Raw genomic sequence first — 19,318 nt, 5'->3', positions numbered from 1 at the left:
TTGCTGGCTATAATTGCTAAGGATTTTTATTTAATTTAACTGCATCTTTTGCCTTATCCAATAACCCATTAATAAAACCAATTTCGCTTGGTTTATCAAGTAAATCAGATGCAATGTTAGTATATTCATTAATGACAACTGGAACTGGCGTATCACAATTAGCTAACTCACATATTGCAACACGCAAAATAGATAAGCTTATAAGATTTAACCGTGAAAGGGACCAACTTGGGTGTAAATAAGACTCTATTATTTTATCATATTCTTCACTGCTTTTTATAACCTTATATAACAAGTTTTCTAAGAACTGATGTTCAAATTCTTCACATTCAAATATATCTTTCAACTTATTTATGTAGTCCTTAAGCTCACAATTTTCCAGTTTAAAAGTGCTTTTGTTGTAACCTACGAAAATATTTGAATAAGCAATTTGTACAGCAAGAAATCTTGCCGTGCTTCTTTTTATGCGCCACTTTTTATCTACTGGTTTTTCCTCCATTATTTTAATTTATTGTGTAAATCTATCATACGCAAAACAGTTGAGGCTGCATGGCCACCAACGTTCTTTTTGTTTTTATCAGCTCTAACTAGTGCTTTATCTTTGCTGTCAGCGGTAATTACACCCATACCAAGGGGTATTGCATAATGCATAACAACCTCATTTAAGCCTTCAATTACTCCTTTACAAACATATTGATAATGATCGGTTTCACCGCGAATTACGCACCCAAGAGCTAAATAACCATCATAATTAGTATGCCCACTCTTGACTGCAAAAAGAATTGTAGCTGGTATCTCAAATGTACCAGGAACCTCAACTACATCGTAACTGGCATTACTGCCTTTTAATTTATCAATTGCACCTTCAAGCAAAAGGTTCGCTATTTCAGTATAATAAATCGAATTAACTATTAGTATTCTCGACATTTACTACCACTTTTTTTGTTAAAAACAACTTTATTAATGACTGTTGAATTAGAGTTATAATATTACTAAATATCCAATATATTACCAGGCCGGCAGGAAAAGAAGAAAAAATAAAGACAGAAATGTAAGGTAAAAACTTCATAACATTTACTTGAATATCATCTTTACTGGTTTGATCTTTCTCACTTAGCTTCTGCTGAATTATCATGGTGGCACCGAAAATTATAGGTAAAATGCCTATAGAAATAGGAAAGTTATAATTAAACAACCCAAATAATGTAAAGATGTTCGTTGGGTCAGGAGCTGAAAGATCCTTAATCCATAAAAAAAAAGGAGCATGCCTCATCTCTATAGTAACAAATAATACTTTATATAGAGCAAAAAATACCGGTATTTGTATTAGCATGGGAAAAATGCTCGACATTGGATTTACGTTGTTTCTCTTAAACAATGCAATTGTCTCTTTATGCTGCTTTAAGCTGTCATTTTTATACAACTCTTTTATACGAGTTAATTCAGGCTGCAGGCTTTTTACCTTAAACATCGAAATATATGATCTATTAGATAAGGAAAGCATCAAAAGTTTGATTACTAAAGTCAGCAATAATATTGCTAAGCCAAAATTTTTTAAAACGAAGTTAAAATATTCAAGCAGTAAAAACACTGGTTTAGTTATAAAGTAAAGAACACCAAAATCTACAGCTTTATCAAACAGGGGTATATTGAGAGTGTCCTTATAAGAATCCAGTAAATTCAACTTTTTTGCTCCAGCAAAAAAATAATTCACATTAGAAACGCTTGCACCAGGCAGTATGCTCTTGTAAGGTTTGACAAAATCTACTTGGAATTTATCAGTATTATTAACGTTTGTGTGTTTAATGCTTACATTTATTTTATCAGATTTTTCAGGTATGATGGCTGTGAGCCAGTATTTATCAGCAAAACCAAACCAATTTTTTTCACTCGTGCTTGCTTTTATTAAATGTTTTTTGGAAATATCCTTATATGTCCACTCCTCTAGTTTATTATCAAATGCACCCAGTACTCCTTCATGGGATATCCAATAAGATTCGTTGATATTGTCACGTTTACGGTTAATTTTACCATAAGGAACCAAAACTACATTATCCTTTGTATTATTTTCAACAACTTGCTCAACTTTAAACATGTAATTATCGTCGAGGTTAATTTTCATTCTAAATAAAATGCCATTCTCATTGTCCCAAGATAAATTGACCTCTTTTTGATTAAGTTTATCTGCTCGCCAGACTGCTTTAGAATCTGGAACTTTAATCTTGTTACTCGGATCGAGCCACCCAAATTCTGCAAAATATACATCTTTTGATTCTGCAGGTGACAGTAACACCACTTGTGGAGAAGAAGAACTCGGTTCTAAGTGGTAATTAGTTAAAATTAAGTCATCAAACCTTGCACCTTTCAGAGAAATTGATCCTTTAATCATGTTATTGGTTAAACTAACCCTCTGTTCTCGAGTAGAATTAATAATTTCAGAACGATTTTGGTATATTATAGGAGCAAGGTCGTTAAAAGATTCGATATGTTCAATATTTTCAATCAATGGCTGGTTTTGGTTTGTACTAAAAAAATTATCATAAATAATACGCCAAGACACCATGATTAACATGGAAAGGATAGCTGCCAAAATTAAACTTTTTGCTTCTGACATGAAATTAAATCAAACATATCTTCTTAAAGTGTATACTAAATATTGTACTAAAACAATGAAATTTACTTATTTTTAATAATAACTTTTAACGCTGATCTTTAAAATTTATTTTAATAGCTTCAAATTTTAACAATATGAACGCGGTGAAAAATCTAGTTATTTGGTTGCTAATAATAGCCACTACTGCAATGCTTATTGATTCACAAAGGGACAAACTAAGCGACAGATTTCTCAGTACTTTTTTACCATATAAAGGAAGAATTCAAAATAGCGGTCAGAATAGTGGAAGTATTGAATTTACGAAGTCATATGATGGACACTTTTATATTCAGGCTCAAGTCAATGATCGCAATATAACGTTTTTGCTTGATACTGGAGCAACCGATATTGTTCTATCACAAAAAGACGCATTACATGTTGGTATTAACTTACAAAATGTTCAGGATTTTAAAATATATGAAACTGCGAAAGGTCAAATAAAAGCTGGAATGGTTCAAATACCTCAAGTTAAAATAGGAAATTTTTTGATTAATGATGTACAGGCAAGCGTTAACACTCATTCTATGTCTCATTCACTACTTGGAATGAGCTTTTTAAGGTATTTTCATTTCACTATAAGAGATAATAAGTTGATATTATACCGCGACTAAACACTTCTACAATCTACTTATCAAAGCTCTGTAGGTCAATATAGGAGCAGAAATAAATATTGCAGAACAAGTGCCAATCAAAATACCAAAAAAAATGATCAAGCTGAAGTCTCTCACTGCATCTGTGCAGATTAATACCAAAGGAAGAGCAGCAAGAAGGGTTGTACCAGAAGTTAATATAGTGCGAAATAATGTAGCGTTGATACTTGCATCTACTACCTCACTCATCCGCCCACTTTTACCACTCCTGCGATACTCTCGAATCCGATCATATATAATTACTGAGTTATTGATTGAATAACCAATGACAGTAAGGAGAGCTGCAACTGATGAAATATTAAACTCAATGCCAGTTAGGCTAATAAAACCAACAGTTAAAATCACGTCATGAATCAGTGCTGTTATTCCACTGAATCCACATTGCCAATTAAATCTAAACCAAACGTAAAAAAATATTCCAACAATCGCGATCAACATGGATAACATTCCTTCAAATATTTGTGTTGAGCTTATTTGTGGGCCAACATAGTCTATTTTACGATAGCTTATTGAGCTCCCCAGCTTTTCTTCTAGTATGCTTTTTATCTTTTTGATTTTATCTTCATCTCCTTCATCTTTAAAACGCATGACTAAATTATCACCCGCTTTTGAACTCTGCACTGTAAAACCATTTTCTTTTAATGCATCGAGAATAGAGTGATTCTCATCTGAAGATTTTATCTCTATCAAAATTCCGCCTGCAAAGTCTATGCCTAAGTTCACTCCACGCAGCACAACAGTGAATATTGAAAAGATGATAAGAATAATGCTAATTAATGCAGTCAAATCCCTATATTTACTAAACTTGATATCGAGGTTGTCTGGAATGAGTCTAAGTGCCATGCTATTTACTTAAACTTGAATTTTATATACTTTTCAAAAAATTCACTAGTTTATTCTGTGATTGTTTGATTATGTCAATTTTTCCATCAGTTAATTCTTGTCTGTCAATTAAGTTCTATCTAGTGCAAACTTTGCAATTTTGAAGTACATTACAAGAGCAAAATACCGCCAATTTGGCCCATCATTTTATCTCTGCAAGCTTATCCCCCCCTTGCTATGTTAGCAACGCAACCTAAGCTAGGTTCCTTCATAGCAGTGTTAGGTACACTGCCATATCTTTCAAAACTTTCATGCTCTATAGCTTCCTCAACACTTTTTCCTCCTAAAAGACAGTTTTCCCCTAAACTTTTTCCCCTATTTTTTAACTCATTAAACCTTGCTCTGTTTTCCCCATCAATCTCCACTTTTATTTTATTGCTGCCTTTCTCACTAGGACTTAGATAAATACTTATCTCTCCTACCTCAGTAGTAAAAGACATTTCAATACCACCTTTTGAGACATCCATGTAATTTCTTTTTCCCCCTATTTCTTCTACATTTTCAACTCTTACTATACTTTCTCCAATTTTGAGTATGCCAACTCTTAAATTTAAGTCTTTGGCTTTTTCATTGTTTAGGATTTCTGCAACTTCAACAATACTATCTTGCGAGTATTCTATACAAAAATATCCATTATCCTTGTCTACTCCTAATACATTTTGAGTCTGCTTGCTTTTGTTTACAATACTTTCATATGCTAAATTATTAAGTCCTAAAATATTTTTATTCCTTTGACTTAAAATCTCTTTTTCTCTGTAAATACAATTTACATAATCATCGTACCTCTCTTTAGTAAATTTATTTAAAGTTGCACCCTCCGATATTACTTGTAATATCTTTTTCTCCTCTAGAAGTCTAGAATTCTCAGTAGAATCGACCCAATATAGTTCTTGTGTTGTATTAATTATACGGTCTACAAAGGACTCGCCGTCTTTATATGGAAAAGTGAACATAATTCCTTGTTCCAGTGCTTGGCTTATAACTTCATCAAGTCTCCCTTTCAACTTCCCAATATCATCTTCTTCACATTCACCAGCTTCATCTGAATTACTAAGGATTTTATCCATTTCTTGCCAAATACTTTCATACTTTTCCTTTTCTGCTTTATTCAGTTCTATTTGGGCTAAAGAAAAAGAATCTTTTTTTATTATGTTTGTGTTTTCATCATGAAAACTCAGATGACTGTAGCGTTTACCACAATCTGTATCATAATGACCAACATCATTATCACCACAGTCCGAACTATCTTCTGAGTTCCCATCACTATCTGACCAATTGTCAACTTTCGGAAATTCTGAGCTTTTCTGTTCACCTTCAAAAGTCTGATTACTACCGCCAGCGCCCTTTGTCAAATTTTCTTTACTTTCACAAGAATGACCTAAAGAATAGCCTTGACCCTCTTCTTGATCTGAAGCACTTAATTTGCTACAAGTCGCTTGACTATAATCATTGAAGTTATAACCTAAACCATTACTACCATGCTGTAAAGGATCGCTTTTAAAAATTTGTGGATTATTACTTCCGTCTGGCAAATTACCTGATAAACCAGTCTGATGATTATTTTCACCTACCCAACCATCAGTTGTTGTTGGAGTACATACATTTCCTGTATATTTTTGGTTATTTTGTGCTTCTATTTTCCTCTTCTTGTACAACGGTTCAAACTGATCAATTTCAATCGATCGTACTCGTTTCCTTGAAGGAAAGTCCTCTGGAATCTGATCCTCATCGTCAGAATTGTGACCTGAATCAGTACTTTCAAAAATTTGTGGATTATTACTTCCGTTTGGCAAATTACCTGATAAACCAGTCTGATGATTATTTTCACCTACCCAACCATCAGTTGGTGTGGGAATGCATATTCCTGTATATCTTTGGCTATCAAGAGAATCATTAGTTAATTGTACTGCTGTATAAGTTGTCCGGTCATCCTCATCATCGGAACTAATACCTGAATCATGGCCATCACCTTCTTCTGAATCTGAATCACCTGACCTATGATTATTACTGTTATCACTTGTACAAGAATCATCGGAGTGCTGTAGAGGAGTTTGTGCATTACTTTCAAGATTTTGATGCCAATCGCTGTAAGGCTCCTTAAAATCGAAAGCAGTGCGTATAGCTTTTTCCTTGCCTGATACCCCACCATTCATATTGTATAACCATTACTCACTAATCCCTTAGTGAATATCGTAATATATAGGTCTGTCAATAAAAAAATATAACTTTCTTTGGTTCTAACCTTTGCAAATCAGTATCTATAGCCCGGTAATTTCTCATATATTGCACTCTGGACCTAGGAGCGTTGTTAATAAATCCACGACAGCTAGACAACCTTCGCCCGTTTACTAAAAGGAAAAGCAGCAAAGAGCGAACCAAAAGCGATAAGAAAGGATCCAAGCCAGATTATAGACATTCCAGGTTTATAGTGCACTTTAGCTGCGATTTTGCTCTTACTCTTATCAATTTCTCCAATTACAACATAAATATCAGAAAATAAATTGTGGTAGATACTGCTTTCAACATTTTTCTGACCTTCCGCAAGGTAAAATCTATATTCAGGAGTTACTTCACCCAATATCTTGTTATTCAGCAAATTCCTGATATCCATTGTACCCCTCACTGCATGGAAATTTTTTTCTTTTATTAGCTCAATATTTCGTAAAGTAACTTTAAATTTATTGACTGTTATGCTATCCCCTATTTTTAAGTAATTTTCTTTTTTCTCCTGCCAACCAACTGAATAAGCTATACCAAGCACTAGAATTGCCACTCCAGCATGAGCTGCCATCATTGCATAGTAGGATTTAGAAACTTTTCTTGCTAATAAAATTGATTCACCAAATGCTACCTTAAATAAACAAATTCTTTTACTGTATGCTTCTAAAACAAAGATTAATAATGCTATGGAGATAGTAATTGATAGCACAATTATTAGCTCCATGTGAAAAATAAACGGCAAAATAGCTGCAGCACTACAAAATGAAAATCTATATTCACGGAATATTGGCAATAGACTATTTCCCTGCCAACTGCAGTATTGCCCAATTATCGTGAGGGCTAGAATAGCCAGTGCAATAGGATTAAATAAAGAATTGTAATATGGTGCTCCAACTGAAATTAATTCACCGGTTAAATATTCGAGCACTGTAGGGTATAAAGTGCCAACGAACACAATGAAAAAGGCAGTGATGAATAATAAATTGTTCATCAGCATCATCGTAAGGCGTGAAAAGAATCTTCTACCCTCTGTCACTTGAGTAGCAGGTTTCTTTTCAGATTCCAGTGTCAAGCATTGGAATGACATCGCAGACGTGTGATTTTTTCTCGTAAATACTACAAATATTACTAAGCTACTGACTGTAATTACACCAAGTAGAGCTAATATATACAGTCCATACCTTGGATCATCTGCAAACGTGTGCACTGAGGTGAGTATTCCTGAGCGGACTAGAAATGTTCCAGTCACACTCAATATAAAAGTTGTAAGCGTAAGTAAAATAGCAAAGTTCTTTAAAACATTGAAATTCCGTACCACGAGCAACAAATGTGTCAGCGCTACTGCAATTAGCCACGGCATCAAAGAAACGTTTTCCACTGGATCCCAAAACCAAAATCCACCCCACCCAAGTTCGCGATATGCCCACCAGCTACCCAAGCTGATGCCCAAAGTGAGCAGCGACCAAGAAATAAGTACCCAAGGCCTGACAATTTTAGCCCAAACATTTCCTTCAACTTTTGCAATTAATCCAGCTATAGAGAGCGAAAAAGGAACGCTAAACCCAAGGTACCCCAAATATAATATCGGTGGATGAATAGCAAGGCCTATATCTTGCAATATCGGATTAAAACCCAGTCCATCTGTTTCAATGCCTGGCATTTTAGTGAAGGGGCTGGATTCAAGTAAAGTGAACAGTAAAAAACAAAAGCAAATCAAGCCTTGGGTGATAAGAGATATTTTTTTTAATTTACTACCATTAGTTCGTTCTGGTGTCATTCCAGTGCTTGACACTGGAATCCAGTTTTTATTATACTGCCATTTGATGTACTCATTTGCAATTAAATTGTCTGGATCCAAGTAGTCAAGCACTGGGATGACAGAAGGTATATAAATATCCATTAGTAATAAATACATGGTGAGCACTAAGGTCCAAAGCAACATAGATCCTTCTTTATTTCCCCAAACACCACAAATCTTGTAGATCAAAGGTTTTGTTGTGTGTGAGTGGTAGTATACGTTTTCAAGTGAAAAATCATTTGTAATGTGGCAGTAGATCAAAATAGCCATTGATGTTGATACACAAAAAAATATGGCAGTGGTAATAAACCGACAAGAACTAAGCGGTAAAAACAAATATGTCAAAGACAATAAGCAGGCTAGCAATAGCAATATATTCCCAAGTTCAGGCATAAAAAATTATAGTTTTTATATAAACAATATTACTGATGATAAGTTAGAAGTTAAAGTGTTAATTGATGCTAGCATAATGCTCCCGTAGTTAGCTGTGCTAGTATTAATTAAAAATTAAATATCAAATCTTTATACTTTTATAGATAGCGTTAATATTGAGGTAACATTGTGGGTACAACTAAGATTAGTAAATTTCCATTCAATATAAAAGGTAAAGTGGCAAAACAACATGCCGAACCAATAATCGAAAAAAATCTCTATACTATTTTAGGATTCAAAGATATAGAAGATTTTGAAAATAAGACAAGTAAACTTGTTAATAAAAAAGTTTGGCAATCATTTGTTGACTGCTTTGCAAAAGAAATAGATTATGCAGCAACCGAAGAAGTTGTAAAAAACATCGTTTGTAACATTGCAAAGAGTGATCAAGGTAATGCTTTTACCAAAACTGAACATCTCATATTAAATGAAAAGCAAGATAATAAAAAGAGAGAAAAAGCGATTAGAAAAGCTATTAGTATTTTGAGAAAAATCAATCCAGAAAAAGCCTTTAATGAACTTTCAGTAATAAAAAAACAAGCTGAAGATTTTTTACAAACCGATTTTTGTAAAGCACAGAGTAAATCACTTCAAGGATTTGCTCCCTCTGGTGGACAGCTCTTTGCGGAAACTCTGAAATATATAGAAACACTAGAAAGATTATCCGAAGTAAAAAAAGAAGGGCTAGTTAGAGATTTCTTGTTAAATCATGTTAGTTTATTGAATAAAAAGTATCCTAAATCACAAGGTAAAAGGGAAGATGCTATAACAATACTATCAAATGATGAGTTGAAGAATTTTTACAATAAAGGTGTAAAAGAAGGAATGTTACAACCAATGGCATCTTACAAAGGATGCAGAAACCTGTATGACAAAATGAACCAGATAAAAAATGAATCCAAAAGTATAATTAAAAGAGAAGAACGGGAAGAAAATTTAAAGAAAATAGATAAGTCGATAATCAGCGCAATTAATGACATAAAAAAACATAGAGAAGCAATCCTTAACTGTAAAGACTTTCAAAATTCTTACATAAAAGAGAAAAAAGAACATCCATTTAGAGGCAACGCATGTCAAAAAATGATTGATATATATCAAGAGAGAATTGTTGGATATCAGGAGAAAATTCGTCAAAACTTAAACCAAATAAAAGCGATATTAAAAAGTGCGCCGCAAGAAATGGATGATGTGGAAGAATTCGAGGAAATAATTGATGATATACATGAAGCAAAGCAGTGTGATGAAATTTTTGATTCAGCTTTAATTTGTTTATCGAACATACAGAATGAGCTAGATATTCAGCTGGAAAATCCTTCAACAGAACTCAGAGCTTCACACATTAACGTTAAAACTGAGCTAACTAGGTTATAAGAACCAAATCTTTAGGATAATGAAAGCACTTTAATTCAAGACAGCTCTTAGTCTGTGTTTTAATTTGGTTGTGTTTTATTAAAAAAACTTTAGATTTATTTTATAATCGATACTCAAATATAATGACTCAAACTTGGGATTTGTTGCAAACAGGGCAAAAGGAAGGCTATAAAATTGCGTATACTAATGCTCGTATTATCGACCCGGAAACTAAACTTGATATAAAAGGTTCATTATTGACTGAAGGGGATAAAATTGTTGACTTTGGTGAATCATTATTTTCAACAAGTGGAGTTGATGAAACAATAGACTGTAAAGGGCTTGTTCTAATGCCAGGCCTTATTGACATTCACGTACATTTTCGTGAACCAGGCCAGGAACATAAAGAAACTATATATACAGGCAGCAAATCTGCAGCTGCGGGGGGAGTTACAACTGTAGTTTGTCAGCCAAACACTGTTCCAGCAATTGATAGCGTTATTTTGGCTAAATATTTGAAATATAGAGCACTTGAAACTTCACATGTAAACGTTGAATTTTACGCTAAAATCACCACTTCGGAAGAACACCTGACTGAAATGGCACTTTTAAAGGAAGCAGGTGCGGTTGGGTTCACCGATGATGGCATGCCAGTTATGAACCCAATGATTATGAGACAGGCGCTGCTTTATTCAAGTATGCTGAATGTTCCTATTGCTCAACATGCAGAAGATTTAAATTTATCAGCAGGTGGTGCAATCAACGAAGGTAAAATTTCTGAAGAATTGGGAGTAAAGGGGATCTTAAGTGCGTCAGAATCGGTTATGGTAAGTCGCGATATACTGCTCATGAAAGATATGGAGAATGTGCACTACCATATTTTACATGTCTCTTCAAAAGATTCACTTGATGCTATTAAACGTGCAAAAGATTTGGGATTAAATGTTACGTGCGAAGTAACCCCTCATCACTTCACTTTGACTGAAGATATAGTAAAACAACATGGGGCAATTGCAAAAATGAACCCGCCACTTCGCACTGAAGAAGATCGTTTAGCTATGATTGAAGGTTTAAAGACAGGTGTGATTGACTGCATTGCAACCGATCACGCTCCGCATGATCGTAGTTCTAAAGATCTACCACTTGAAAATGCTGCATTTGGTATTGTTGGTCTTGAAACAATGCTGCCCCTTTCACTTGAACTCTATCACAGTGGGCAAATGGGTCTACTTGATGTGCTTGCAAAATTGACATATAAGCCTGCAGATATAATACACATACCACGTGGTCGTATACAAAAAAACCTTGCTGCAGACTTAATTTTAGTTGACCTCAATTATGAATGGGAAATTAAAACTGACAACTTTGCTAGTAAATCAAAGAATTCTCCTTTCGATGGTCGCAAAGTAAAAGGACACGTAGTACGTACTGTTGTGTCCGGCAAAACTATATACTCGCAGAAGAGTTAGTTATCATATCTTATCTATTCCAATTTGTTATCACCAGAATGGGCTAAGTGCACCTAAATTTAAATTAAGAAATCTTACACTGTCTCCGAACAAACACATCCTCTTATCTTTCCCTAATCTGTAAAGTTATTTTGTCTATCAATCTGATTCCAAAACAGCAAAATTATTGTATAATGTTACTTTGAAATTTTATTTTCAATGCACAAGTTTGCAATACTTTTTTCTATACTGCTTGCAATAGTTGCTTACTACCTAAACAATGAAATCATATTTGAAATAGCAAAGCTATTTAGTGATATCTTTATCAGCTTGCTCAAATTAATAAGCTTACCTCTGGTTTTTTTATCCATAGTTTCCACAATTTCCGGGCTCAAAGACTCAATTGAAATCAAAGTCTTAGTTAAGAAAACACTATTTTATACTCTGCTTACAACTATTATAGCTGCGTTTGTTGCATTATCGTTTTATTTGTTAATAGATCCAGCAAGAAAAAATTTCATAAGTAATACAATAGGGAGTATTAACAGCAATAACCACAGTTATTTTTCATATTTAAAATCACTCATTCCTTCTAATTTTGTGCAAGTTTTTCTTGAAAATAATATGATTGGTAGCATATTAATCGCTTTTTTGATGGGTGGAGCTATTGTTTCACTTTCAAAAGAAAAGCAGGATATATTATATCAAGTATTCTCTGCACTTTTTGATACGCTACTTAAAATTGCTCAAGGGTTATTAAAATTTATTCCGCTTGCTGTTTGGTCTTTTATTACATGTTTTTTGCATGAATTAAAAGGCGGTAGTGAGTTCTACAATCTTTTATGGTATTTTGTTTGCATAATGTCTGCAAATTTTGTGCAGGCATTTCTGATTTTACCGCTATTTATGTGGTATAAAGGCATATCACCAATTCAAACGCTGAAAGGGGTTATGCCAGCACTCACACTTGCGTTTTTTTCTAAATCATCCAGTGCAACATTGCCAACAACTATAGAATGTGTGCAGAACAAGCTAAAGGTGCCAAAGAAATTATCGTCTTTTATTTTACCAATATGCACAACAATTAACATGAATGCATGTGCTGCATTTATACTAATCACTGTAATGTTTGTTGCAGAAATGAACGGATACGTATTTTCCTTAAGCGAAATGTTGATATGGATTTTTTTAGCTACAGGGGCTGCAATTGGTAACGCTGGAGTGCCGATGGGGTGCTATTTTATGGCAACCAGTTATCTCATGTCGATGAATGTTCCTCTGCATATTATGGGACTGATTTTGCCTATTTATACAATCATCGATATGTTTGAAACTGCAATAAATGTGTGGTCTGATGTTTGTATCACTCAGATAATTAATAAAGAATGTAATAGTGAAACTTAAAAAATGATATTAGACGAAAATAACCTAATAATAAAAGAATTTAAAGAAGCAGAAGCAATTTTGCATGGGCATTTTGTTTTATCATCCGGGCTGCATAGTGACACATACATACAGTGTGCGAAGATTTTTGAAAATCCAAGCAGAGCCATGAAAGTTTGCGCATTATTAGCAGATAAAATAAAAAAAGAATTAAATAGCTCCATAGATTTAATATTATCTCCTGCAATTGGTGGAATAATTGTGGGTTATGAGATCGGCAGGCAGCTTGGAATAAAGACAATGTTTTGCGAGCGCGTTAATGGTAAGTTTGAATTACGCCGTGGATTTAAGATCAAAAAGGGTGAGAAAATATTGCTCATTGAAGATGTAATAACCACAGGTAAATCTTCACTTGAAGCAGTGGAATGTGCAGAAGGGGAAGGAGGTAAAGTTGTTGCTGAAGCTTCTTTGATAAAGAGAAATAGTGAAACGAAACTGCCTTTTCCTGTCATATCTTTGATTGAACTGAACATCAAAAACTACAGCGAGGAAGAACTTCCAAGTGAATTAAAACAACTACCCATAACAAAACCTGGAAGTAGGGAATATTTAACAAAATAATCCTATAACATCTTGGAAACACAGCACAGCTTTAGTTATTTACTCTAAGTGTATTTTATGTATACTTATTACTAAATTAATTTTGAAATGATAGAAAATGAACGAATTTAAATCGATCCGAAATATAGCAATAATCGCACACGTTGACCACGGTAAAACTACTTTGCTTGATAACATGTTAAAACAAAGTGGCACGTTCCGCGAGAATCAAGAAGTTCAAGAGCGAGTTATGGATAGTGGCGACCAAGAACGTGAGCGCGGGATTACAATACTTGCAAAATGCACATCAATAATGTGGGGTGATGAAAAAATCAATATTATTGATACGCCAGGGCACGCAGACTTTGGTGGAGAAGTAGAAAGGGTATTGTGCATGGCAGATGGTGTGTTGCTGCTGGTTGATGCTGCAGAAGGTCCCATGCCACAAACTAAATTTGTGTTGTCAAAAGCACTAAAAGCAAATCTGAAGCCAATTGTAATAATCAATAAGGTCGACCGACCAGACAGCAGAATTGATGAAGTATTAAATGAAATATATGAGTTATTTTTTAACCTTGATGCAACCAACGAGCAGCTAGATTTTCCAGTGTTGTATGCTTCAGGTAGAAATGGCTGGTGTGCTAAGGAGCTTTCTGATGAAAGAAAAGATTTAAGCCCATTATTTTCAACGGTTATAGATTATATAAAACCTTCTGTTTATAATCAAAATGCACCTTTTGCTATGTTGGTCACTCTACTTGAGTCTGATAAGTTTCTTGGCAGAATATTGACAGGAAAGGTTTATCAGGGCATTGCAAAAGTCAACTCAGATCTTAAGGTGCTTGACCTCGATGGTAAAGTAATTGAACGAGGAAGATTAACTAAGTTGCTCTCATTTTCTGGCTTGAAACGCATTCCAGTAGAACAAGCTGTGGCGGGAGACATAATTGCAATTGCAGGACTTGAGGAAGCTTCAGTTTCAGACACTATAGCAGCACCAGAGGTTACAACTGCAGTAAGCTCAACTCCAGTTGATCCGCCGACAATGGCGATTACTCTAAGCGTTAATGATTCGCCTTTTGCTGGACAAGAAGGTACAAAGCTTACCTCAACTGCTATAAAGGATCGCTTATACGCGGAGGCAGAAACAAATGTTGCAATTACTGTAACTTTGGCACCAAGCGGTGAAGCGTTTGAAGTAGGTGGACGTGGTGAGCTACAGCTTGGGGTGTTAATTGAAAATATGAGGAGAGAAGGTTTTGAGCTTTCGGTATCACGCCCTCGAGTGCTATTTAAGGAAGAAGATGGCAAAAAACTTGAACCTATAGAGGAAGTAGTAATTGATGTAGATGATGAATATAGTGGAATCATCATGGAAAAACTCAGCTTCCGAAAAGGTGAAGTGACTGACATGAGACCTTCTGGTAATGGCAGGACAAGATTAACGTTTTTAGTGCCATCAAGAGGATTAATTGGTTATCAAGGAGAGTTTTTAACTGATTCTCGGGGTACGGGCATAATCAACCGTTTATTTCACAGTTATGCTCCACATAGAGGTCCAATTTCTGGAAGGCGCAATGGAGTTTTAATTTCCACTGATAAGGGTGAAGCAGTAGCATACGCAATTTTCAATTTGCAAGATAGGGGAATTATGTTTATTAAGCCACAGGATAAGGTATATTGTGGCATGGTTGTCGGCCAGCATAGCCGTGAAAATGATTTGGAGATAAATGTGTTAAAGGGTAAGCAATTAACAAACGTAAGAGCTTCAGGTAGTGATGAAGCTATAAAGCTCACTCCACCAAAGATAATGACACTGGAGGATATGATAGCGTATATAGATGATGATGAATTGGTGGAAGTAACTCCAAAATCTATACGTTTACGCAAGAAATTCCTTGATCCAAATGAACGTAAGCGTGCAGGAAGGGCAAAGAATAAGGAGTAATCAGAGGTTGAACATTTGCGAAAAATAGTGTATAATTATTCGTCTCCTAATTGTATTTAATTATGGCCTTTTCGAAATTTCTCGATCCAAAAAACAATTTCGCGTTCAAGAGAATATTTGGCACTGAGAAAAATAAAGATATTCTCATTCACTTTCTCAATGATATATTGGGCTTCGCTGGCAAAGATGAAATAGAAGAAATAGAATTTCTCAGCACTATCATGGATGCTGAGATTGCCTCTAAAAAACAAAGTATTGTTGATGTTTTCTGTACTGATTCTGCTGGAACCCAGCTAATTATTGAAATGGTGCGACCTGAAAGTCTTCGGTCATATTGTTTAAAAGGAGAGGAATTCCTTCAGAAAGAAACTAAAAGAGTTCTAAAACTTATTAAACCAGATGTTTTGCCATCTGAGTCTACGCATCAGTGCGAATCGGGTAACCGGTTGGTGCCAAGCGATGCGGACAATGAACCTCCTCTTGAAAAAGAAGATGCTCAATCGTGAAAGGAGCATAAACTACAAGCATCATGTGGTTGGAGAGCTAGGCTTAGTGGTATGGTGAACGTAAGTGAAGCTTCATAAGTATCGTAACGATTAAAGAGCTAAAGATGCTGATAAGCTCCGACCAAAAGGTAATGTGACATTTTTCATTTCTGGATGTACGCAAATCACCGGTATAGAGAAGTCACCTAACCCACTGTTGTATGAAAGAAGGAACAGGGTAAGCCTGTATTTCCGCCTATATGGCAAGCAAACCGCAAGGAACGCTGATGAAAATGCAGGTAAAGGATAATGGAGAAAGCGAATGCCATTTTGTAACGAAATGTATAGAATTTGTAACATTAATTCGCGTGAAAACGAGCAGATTTCCATTTGGTCCCTCGTGACAAGAAACTTTGTTAACCACTTGAGGTAGAGAAGCAGATGACCTTACCCACAGAAATGATGAAGAAATTAGGAATATTTTTTACAAAAAGGACAATACTAACAAAAGAACTTTATTCTATTTAAAATATAAAGTTACAATAAATTTTCCTGTCATCTCCAAATAAATTACATTAACTTAGTATTGTATATTGTTAATAACTTAAATAATACAACCATTTTCAGCAACAAAAACCAAAGGTCTTGAGATACAAGACATTTGTATGGTTACTATGATAGTTCCTTTTTTAAGAAAGTTTTAAATTTCATACCTAACAATAAACAACTTTAGGTTTAAATTTATGAAATCAGTTGTTATATACATCAGCAAATACGAATTTAACTGGTGTTATGGACTTAAATAAATTTACCGAAAAAGCAAAAAGTCTAATTCAAAGTGCTCAAATGAAAGCGTTGGGAGCTGGGCATCAGATTTTTATGCCTGAGCATTTACTAAAAGTGATGCTTGAAGATGAATCAGGTTTAGTTCAGGATTTGATAAACGCTTGTGGTGGAAATGTGCAGAGTATTTCCGATGCTGTGGATAGTGCAATAAAAAAGTTGCCAGTAATTGAAGGTCCAGGAAGTGGTGGCCTTCAACTTTCAAGAGAAATAGCAAAAGTTTTTGAAGATTCAATTGGTATTGCAAAGAGAAATAAAGATTCATTTGTTGCTGTCGAGCGTTTACTGCAGGGCCTCACTGCACAAAAAGATGATACTGTAGGCAAAATTCTGGCAGAGAATGGTGTGACTCCACAAAAACTGAACTCAGTTGTTGCAGAAATGAGAAAGGGCAGCAGTGCGGACTCGCCAAACAGTGAGGAAAAATTAAACGCAGCAAAGAAATATACAAAAGATGTTACAGAGCTTGCTATGCAAGGAAAGCTTGATCCTGTCATTGGTCGTGATGAAGAGATCAGAAGAACTATGCAGGTATCACTGAGGCGGACAAAAAATAATCCAGTGCTGATCGGTGAACCTGGTGTTGGAAAAACTGCAATAGTTGAGGGGCTTGCAAATAGAATTGTTGCAAACGATGTACCACTTGGTTTGCATGATGCAAAGGTCTTAGCTTTGGATCTTGGAGCACTAATTGCTGGCACTAAGTTTAGAGGAGAGTTTGAGGAAAGGTTAAAAGCAGTGATTAATGAGATTTCGAGAGCGGAGGGAAAAATTATATTATTCATCGATGAATTGCACACTTTAGTTGGAGCAGGAGCAACAAGTGGTGCAATGGATGCCTCGAATCTGCTGAAGCCTGCTCTTGCGCGTGGAGAAATTCGCTGTATAGGAGCCACAACTTTAGATGAATATCGTCAGCATATAGAAAAAGATCCTGCACTTGCAAGGCGTTTTCAGCCTGTGTTTATCTCTCAACCAACTGAAACTGATACCATTTCAATACTCAGGGGTTTGAAGGAAAGATATGAGGTGCATCATGGTATAAGAATTACAGATGGTGCAATAATTGCTGCTGCAACGTTGTCCAATAGATATATAACAGATAGGTTTTTACCTGATAAAGCAATTGATTTGATTGATGAAGCAGCAAGCAGGGTGAGAATTGAAATGGATAGCAAGCCTGAAGTTATTGATGAACTTGAGAGAAAGGTTATACAGCTAAAGATTGAAGCAGAGGCTTTAAAAAAAGAAAGTGATGAAAATTCTAAACAGCGTTTAAAAAAGATAAATGAAGAGATCGAAAATCTAAACAGTAAATTTGCTGACTTGAACAGCAAATGGCAGATGGAAAAGAATAAAATAGCTAGAATACAAGAAACAGCCGAAAAATTAGATAACGCTAGAAAAGAGTTGGAATTAGTTCAGCGTAGTTGGAATTTGGGAAGAGCAGGAGAGCTGATGTATGGTGTGATTCCTCAGCTTGAGAATGAATTAAAAAATCAGGAAAAGGTTACTGATAGTTTCTTAAAGAAAGAAGTGACTGGAGATGATATTGCAAACATTGTTTCAAAGTGGACAGGAATTCCAGTTGATAACATGATGCACAGCGAAAAGGAAAAACTTCTTAACATGGAGAATGAAATAGGAAAAAGAGTAATAGGGCAAAAAGGCGCGATAGAAGCAATAAGTAATGCAGTTAGGCGCTCTCGCTCTGGTGTGCAAGATACTAATCGACCTTTCGGTTCATTTTTATTCTTAGGCCCAACCGGGGTTGGTAAAACGGAACTGGCAAAAGCCCTTGCTGAATTTCTGTTTGACGATCAATCAGCGCTTTTGCGTTTTGATATGTCAGAATATATGGAAAAACATTCTGTTTCAAAGCTAATTGGCGCGCCTCCAGGGTATGTTGGCTATGAACAAGGTGGCAGATTAACTGAAGCGGTAAGAAGAAGGCCATATCAGGTTATTCTGTTTGATGAAATCGAGAAAGCAAATCCAGATATATTTAATCTATTGCTGCAAATCTTGGATGAGGGTAGACTCACTGATAGTCATGGCAAATTAATTGATTTTCGCAATACCATACTGATTTTAACTTCTAACCTTGGCGCTGAGATAATGCTTAAAGGAGCAAAAGAAAATAGCTCTCTTGAAAAGCCCTCTGTCATCCCAGTGCTTGACACTGGGATCCAGGAAAAAAAGTGGATTCCAGCGTCACGCACTGGAATGACACCAGAGAGATCAAATGAAGTGATGCAAATAGTTAAATCAACATTTCGTCCAGAATTTTTAAACAGGCTGGATGAAATTATTATATTTCACAGTTTAACCAGAGATGACATTTATAAAATTATAGATGTTCAATTTTCTTATTTACAAAAAACACTTGCTAAGCGTAAACTGAGTATAAGTTTGTTACAGGAAGCTAAAGAACTAATAGCACAAACTGGCTATGACCCTGAATATGGAGCAAGGCCCCTAAAAAGGGTTATACAAGAGTATATTCAAAATAATTTAGCTAAATTAGTTTTATCAGGGGAAGTAGTAGAAAATGATGAGCTAATAGTGTACGCTCTTAATAATGAAATCTTAGTTAAAAAGGTTTAAGTTCACTGTGTATTTTTGT

Annotated in this window: 14 protein-coding genes and 1 pseudogene; 9 read left to right on the top strand and 6 right to left on the bottom strand. The window is 35.1% G+C overall.

The window, feature by feature from the left end:
* Window positions 1-16 precede the first annotated feature (16 nt).
* Genes nusB through yidC form a run of 3 tightly spaced genes read right to left on the bottom strand, consistent with a single transcriptional unit; the run spans window position 17 to window position 2,614 of the window.
* Window positions 17-499, bottom strand: a complete 483-nt coding sequence (gene nusB, locus AAGD79_RS02750) for a transcription antitermination factor NusB (protein WP_007549265.1) — start codon at window positions 497-499, stop codon at window positions 17-19.
* The gene (locus tag AAGD79_RS02745) at window positions 499-927 is read right to left on the bottom strand and encodes a 6,7-dimethyl-8-ribityllumazine synthase (protein ID WP_006279647.1); all 429 of its coding nucleotides are present in this window, start codon (window positions 925-927) and stop codon (window positions 499-501) included. The genes nusB and AAGD79_RS02745 overlap by 1 nt, the downstream gene beginning before the upstream one ends.
* Entirely contained in the window at window positions 905-2,614 is a 1,710-nt protein-coding gene (gene yidC / locus AAGD79_RS02740; RefSeq protein WP_155969187.1) for a membrane protein insertase YidC, read from the bottom strand. Before yidC ends, AAGD79_RS02745 begins: the two co-directional genes overlap by 23 nt.
* Window positions 2,615-2,748: 134 nt before the next feature.
* On the opposite strand from yidC, the gene AAGD79_RS02735 reads away from it, so the two are divergent.
* Window positions 2,749-3,264, top strand: a complete 516-nt coding sequence (locus tag AAGD79_RS02735) for a TIGR02281 family clan AA aspartic protease (RefSeq protein WP_341811568.1) — start codon at window positions 2,749-2,751, stop codon at window positions 3,262-3,264.
* A gap of 6 nt (window positions 3,265-3,270) precedes the next feature.
* Here AAGD79_RS02735 and secF read toward each other — a convergent pair whose 3' ends face one another.
* The 3 genes from secF to AAGD79_RS02720 form a co-directional block, all read right to left on the bottom strand.
* A complete protein-coding gene (secF, locus tag AAGD79_RS02730; protein WP_010082185.1) occupies window positions 3,271-4,146 on the bottom strand; it encodes a protein translocase subunit SecF in 876 nt (291 codons plus the stop codon).
* A gap of 200 nt (window positions 4,147-4,346) precedes the next feature.
* The gene (locus tag AAGD79_RS02725; protein WP_341811567.1) at window positions 4,347-6,338 is read right to left on the bottom strand and encodes a hypothetical protein; all 1,992 of its coding nucleotides are present in this window, start codon (window positions 6,336-6,338) and stop codon (window positions 4,347-4,349) included.
* 173 nt (window positions 6,339-6,511) lie between these two features.
* Window positions 6,512-8,473 carry a heme lyase CcmF/NrfE family subunit gene (locus AAGD79_RS02720; RefSeq protein WP_246165592.1) on the bottom strand — a complete coding sequence of 654 codons (1,962 nt, stop codon included), beginning with the start codon at window positions 8,471-8,473 and terminating at the stop codon, window positions 6,512-6,514.
* 22 nt (window positions 8,474-8,495) lie between these two features.
* On the opposite strand from AAGD79_RS02720, the gene AAGD79_RS02715 reads away from it, so the two are divergent.
* The 8 genes and pseudogenes from AAGD79_RS02715 to AAGD79_RS02680 all read left to right on the top strand — a co-directional run bounded on the left by AAGD79_RS02715 (window position 8,496) and on the right by AAGD79_RS02680 (window position 19,299).
* Entirely contained in the window at window positions 8,496-8,684 is a 189-nt protein-coding gene (locus AAGD79_RS02715; protein WP_022626229.1) for a hypothetical protein, read from the top strand.
* An 80-nt stretch (window positions 8,685-8,764) separates the two neighbouring features.
* Entirely contained in the window at window positions 8,765-10,006 is a 1,242-nt protein-coding gene (locus AAGD79_RS02710) for a hypothetical protein (RefSeq protein ID WP_265042952.1), read from the top strand.
* 122 nt (window positions 10,007-10,128) lie between these two features.
* Window positions 10,129-11,454, top strand: a complete 1,326-nt coding sequence (locus tag AAGD79_RS02705) for a dihydroorotase (RefSeq protein WP_265042954.1) — start codon at window positions 10,129-10,131, stop codon at window positions 11,452-11,454.
* A 198-nt stretch (window positions 11,455-11,652) separates the two neighbouring features.
* The gene (locus tag AAGD79_RS02700; RefSeq protein ID WP_010082165.1) at window positions 11,653-12,837 is read left to right on the top strand and encodes a dicarboxylate/amino acid:cation symporter; all 1,185 of its coding nucleotides are present in this window, start codon (window positions 11,653-11,655) and stop codon (window positions 12,835-12,837) included.
* Between the two features lie 3 nt (window positions 12,838-12,840).
* A complete protein-coding gene (gene pyrE, locus AAGD79_RS02695; RefSeq protein WP_006279657.1) occupies window positions 12,841-13,437 on the top strand; it encodes an orotate phosphoribosyltransferase in 597 nt (198 codons plus the stop codon).
* Between the two features lie 97 nt (window positions 13,438-13,534).
* The gene (typA, locus tag AAGD79_RS02690; protein WP_341811565.1) at window positions 13,535-15,364 is read left to right on the top strand and encodes a translational GTPase TypA; all 1,830 of its coding nucleotides are present in this window, start codon (window positions 13,535-13,537) and stop codon (window positions 15,362-15,364) included.
* Between the two features lie 62 nt (window positions 15,365-15,426).
* A pseudogene (locus AAGD79_RS02685) lies at window positions 15,427-15,672 on the top strand (PD-(D/E)XK nuclease family transposase); the annotation flags it as partial.
* A gap of 969 nt (window positions 15,673-16,641) precedes the next feature.
* Entirely contained in the window at window positions 16,642-19,299 is a 2,658-nt protein-coding gene (locus tag AAGD79_RS02680) for an ATP-dependent Clp protease ATP-binding subunit (RefSeq protein WP_341811564.1), read from the top strand.
* The last annotated feature ends 19 nt before the right edge of the window (window positions 19,300-19,318 follow it).

This window comes from Wolbachia endosymbiont (group A) of Oxytorus armatus, assembly GCF_964027005.1.
Taxonomy (GTDB): Bacteria; Pseudomonadota; Alphaproteobacteria; order Rickettsiales; family Anaplasmataceae; genus Wolbachia; species Wolbachia pipientis.
Note: the sequence above shows the minus strand (reverse complement) of the source record. Positions and strands in the feature narration are given on the sequence as shown.

Bases quoted from the DNA above. Each gene is read 5' to 3' on its own strand.
- AAGD79_RS02745 (WP_006279647.1), bottom strand. From the start codon at position 927: ATGTCGAGAATACTAATAGTTAATTCGATTTATTATACTGAAATAGCG.
- AAGD79_RS02700 (WP_010082165.1), top strand. From the start codon at position 11,653: ATGCACAAGTTTGCAATACTTTTTTCTATACTGCTTGCAATAGTTGCT.
- pyrE (WP_006279657.1), top strand. From the start codon at position 12,841: ATGATATTAGACGAAAATAACCTAATAATAAAAGAATTTAAAGAAGCA.
- AAGD79_RS02680 (WP_341811564.1), top strand. From the start codon at position 16,642: ATGGACTTAAATAAATTTACCGAAAAAGCAAAAAGTCTAATTCAAAGT.
- AAGD79_RS02705 (WP_265042954.1), top strand. From the start codon at position 10,129: ATGACTCAAACTTGGGATTTGTTGCAAACAGGGCAAAAGGAAGGCTAT.
- yidC (WP_155969187.1), bottom strand. From the start codon at position 2,614: ATGTCAGAAGCAAAAAGTTTAATTTTGGCAGCTATCCTTTCCATGTTA.
- AAGD79_RS02735 (WP_341811568.1), top strand. From the start codon at position 2,749: ATGAACGCGGTGAAAAATCTAGTTATTTGGTTGCTAATAATAGCCACT.
- AAGD79_RS02725 (WP_341811567.1), bottom strand. From the start codon at position 6,338: ATGAATGGTGGGGTATCAGGCAAGGAAAAAGCTATACGCACTGCTTTC.
- secF (WP_010082185.1), bottom strand. From the start codon at position 4,146: ATGGCACTTAGACTCATTCCAGACAACCTCGATATCAAGTTTAGTAAA.
- typA (WP_341811565.1), top strand. From the start codon at position 13,535: ATGAACGAATTTAAATCGATCCGAAATATAGCAATAATCGCACACGTT.
- nusB (WP_007549265.1), bottom strand. From the start codon at position 499: ATGGAGGAAAAACCAGTAGATAAAAAGTGGCGCATAAAAAGAAGCACG.
- AAGD79_RS02715 (WP_022626229.1), top strand. From the start codon at position 8,496: ATGGCAGTGGTAATAAACCGACAAGAACTAAGCGGTAAAAACAAATAT.
- AAGD79_RS02720 (WP_246165592.1), bottom strand. From the start codon at position 8,473: ATGGCTATTTTGATCTACTGCCACATTACAAATGATTTTTCACTTGAA.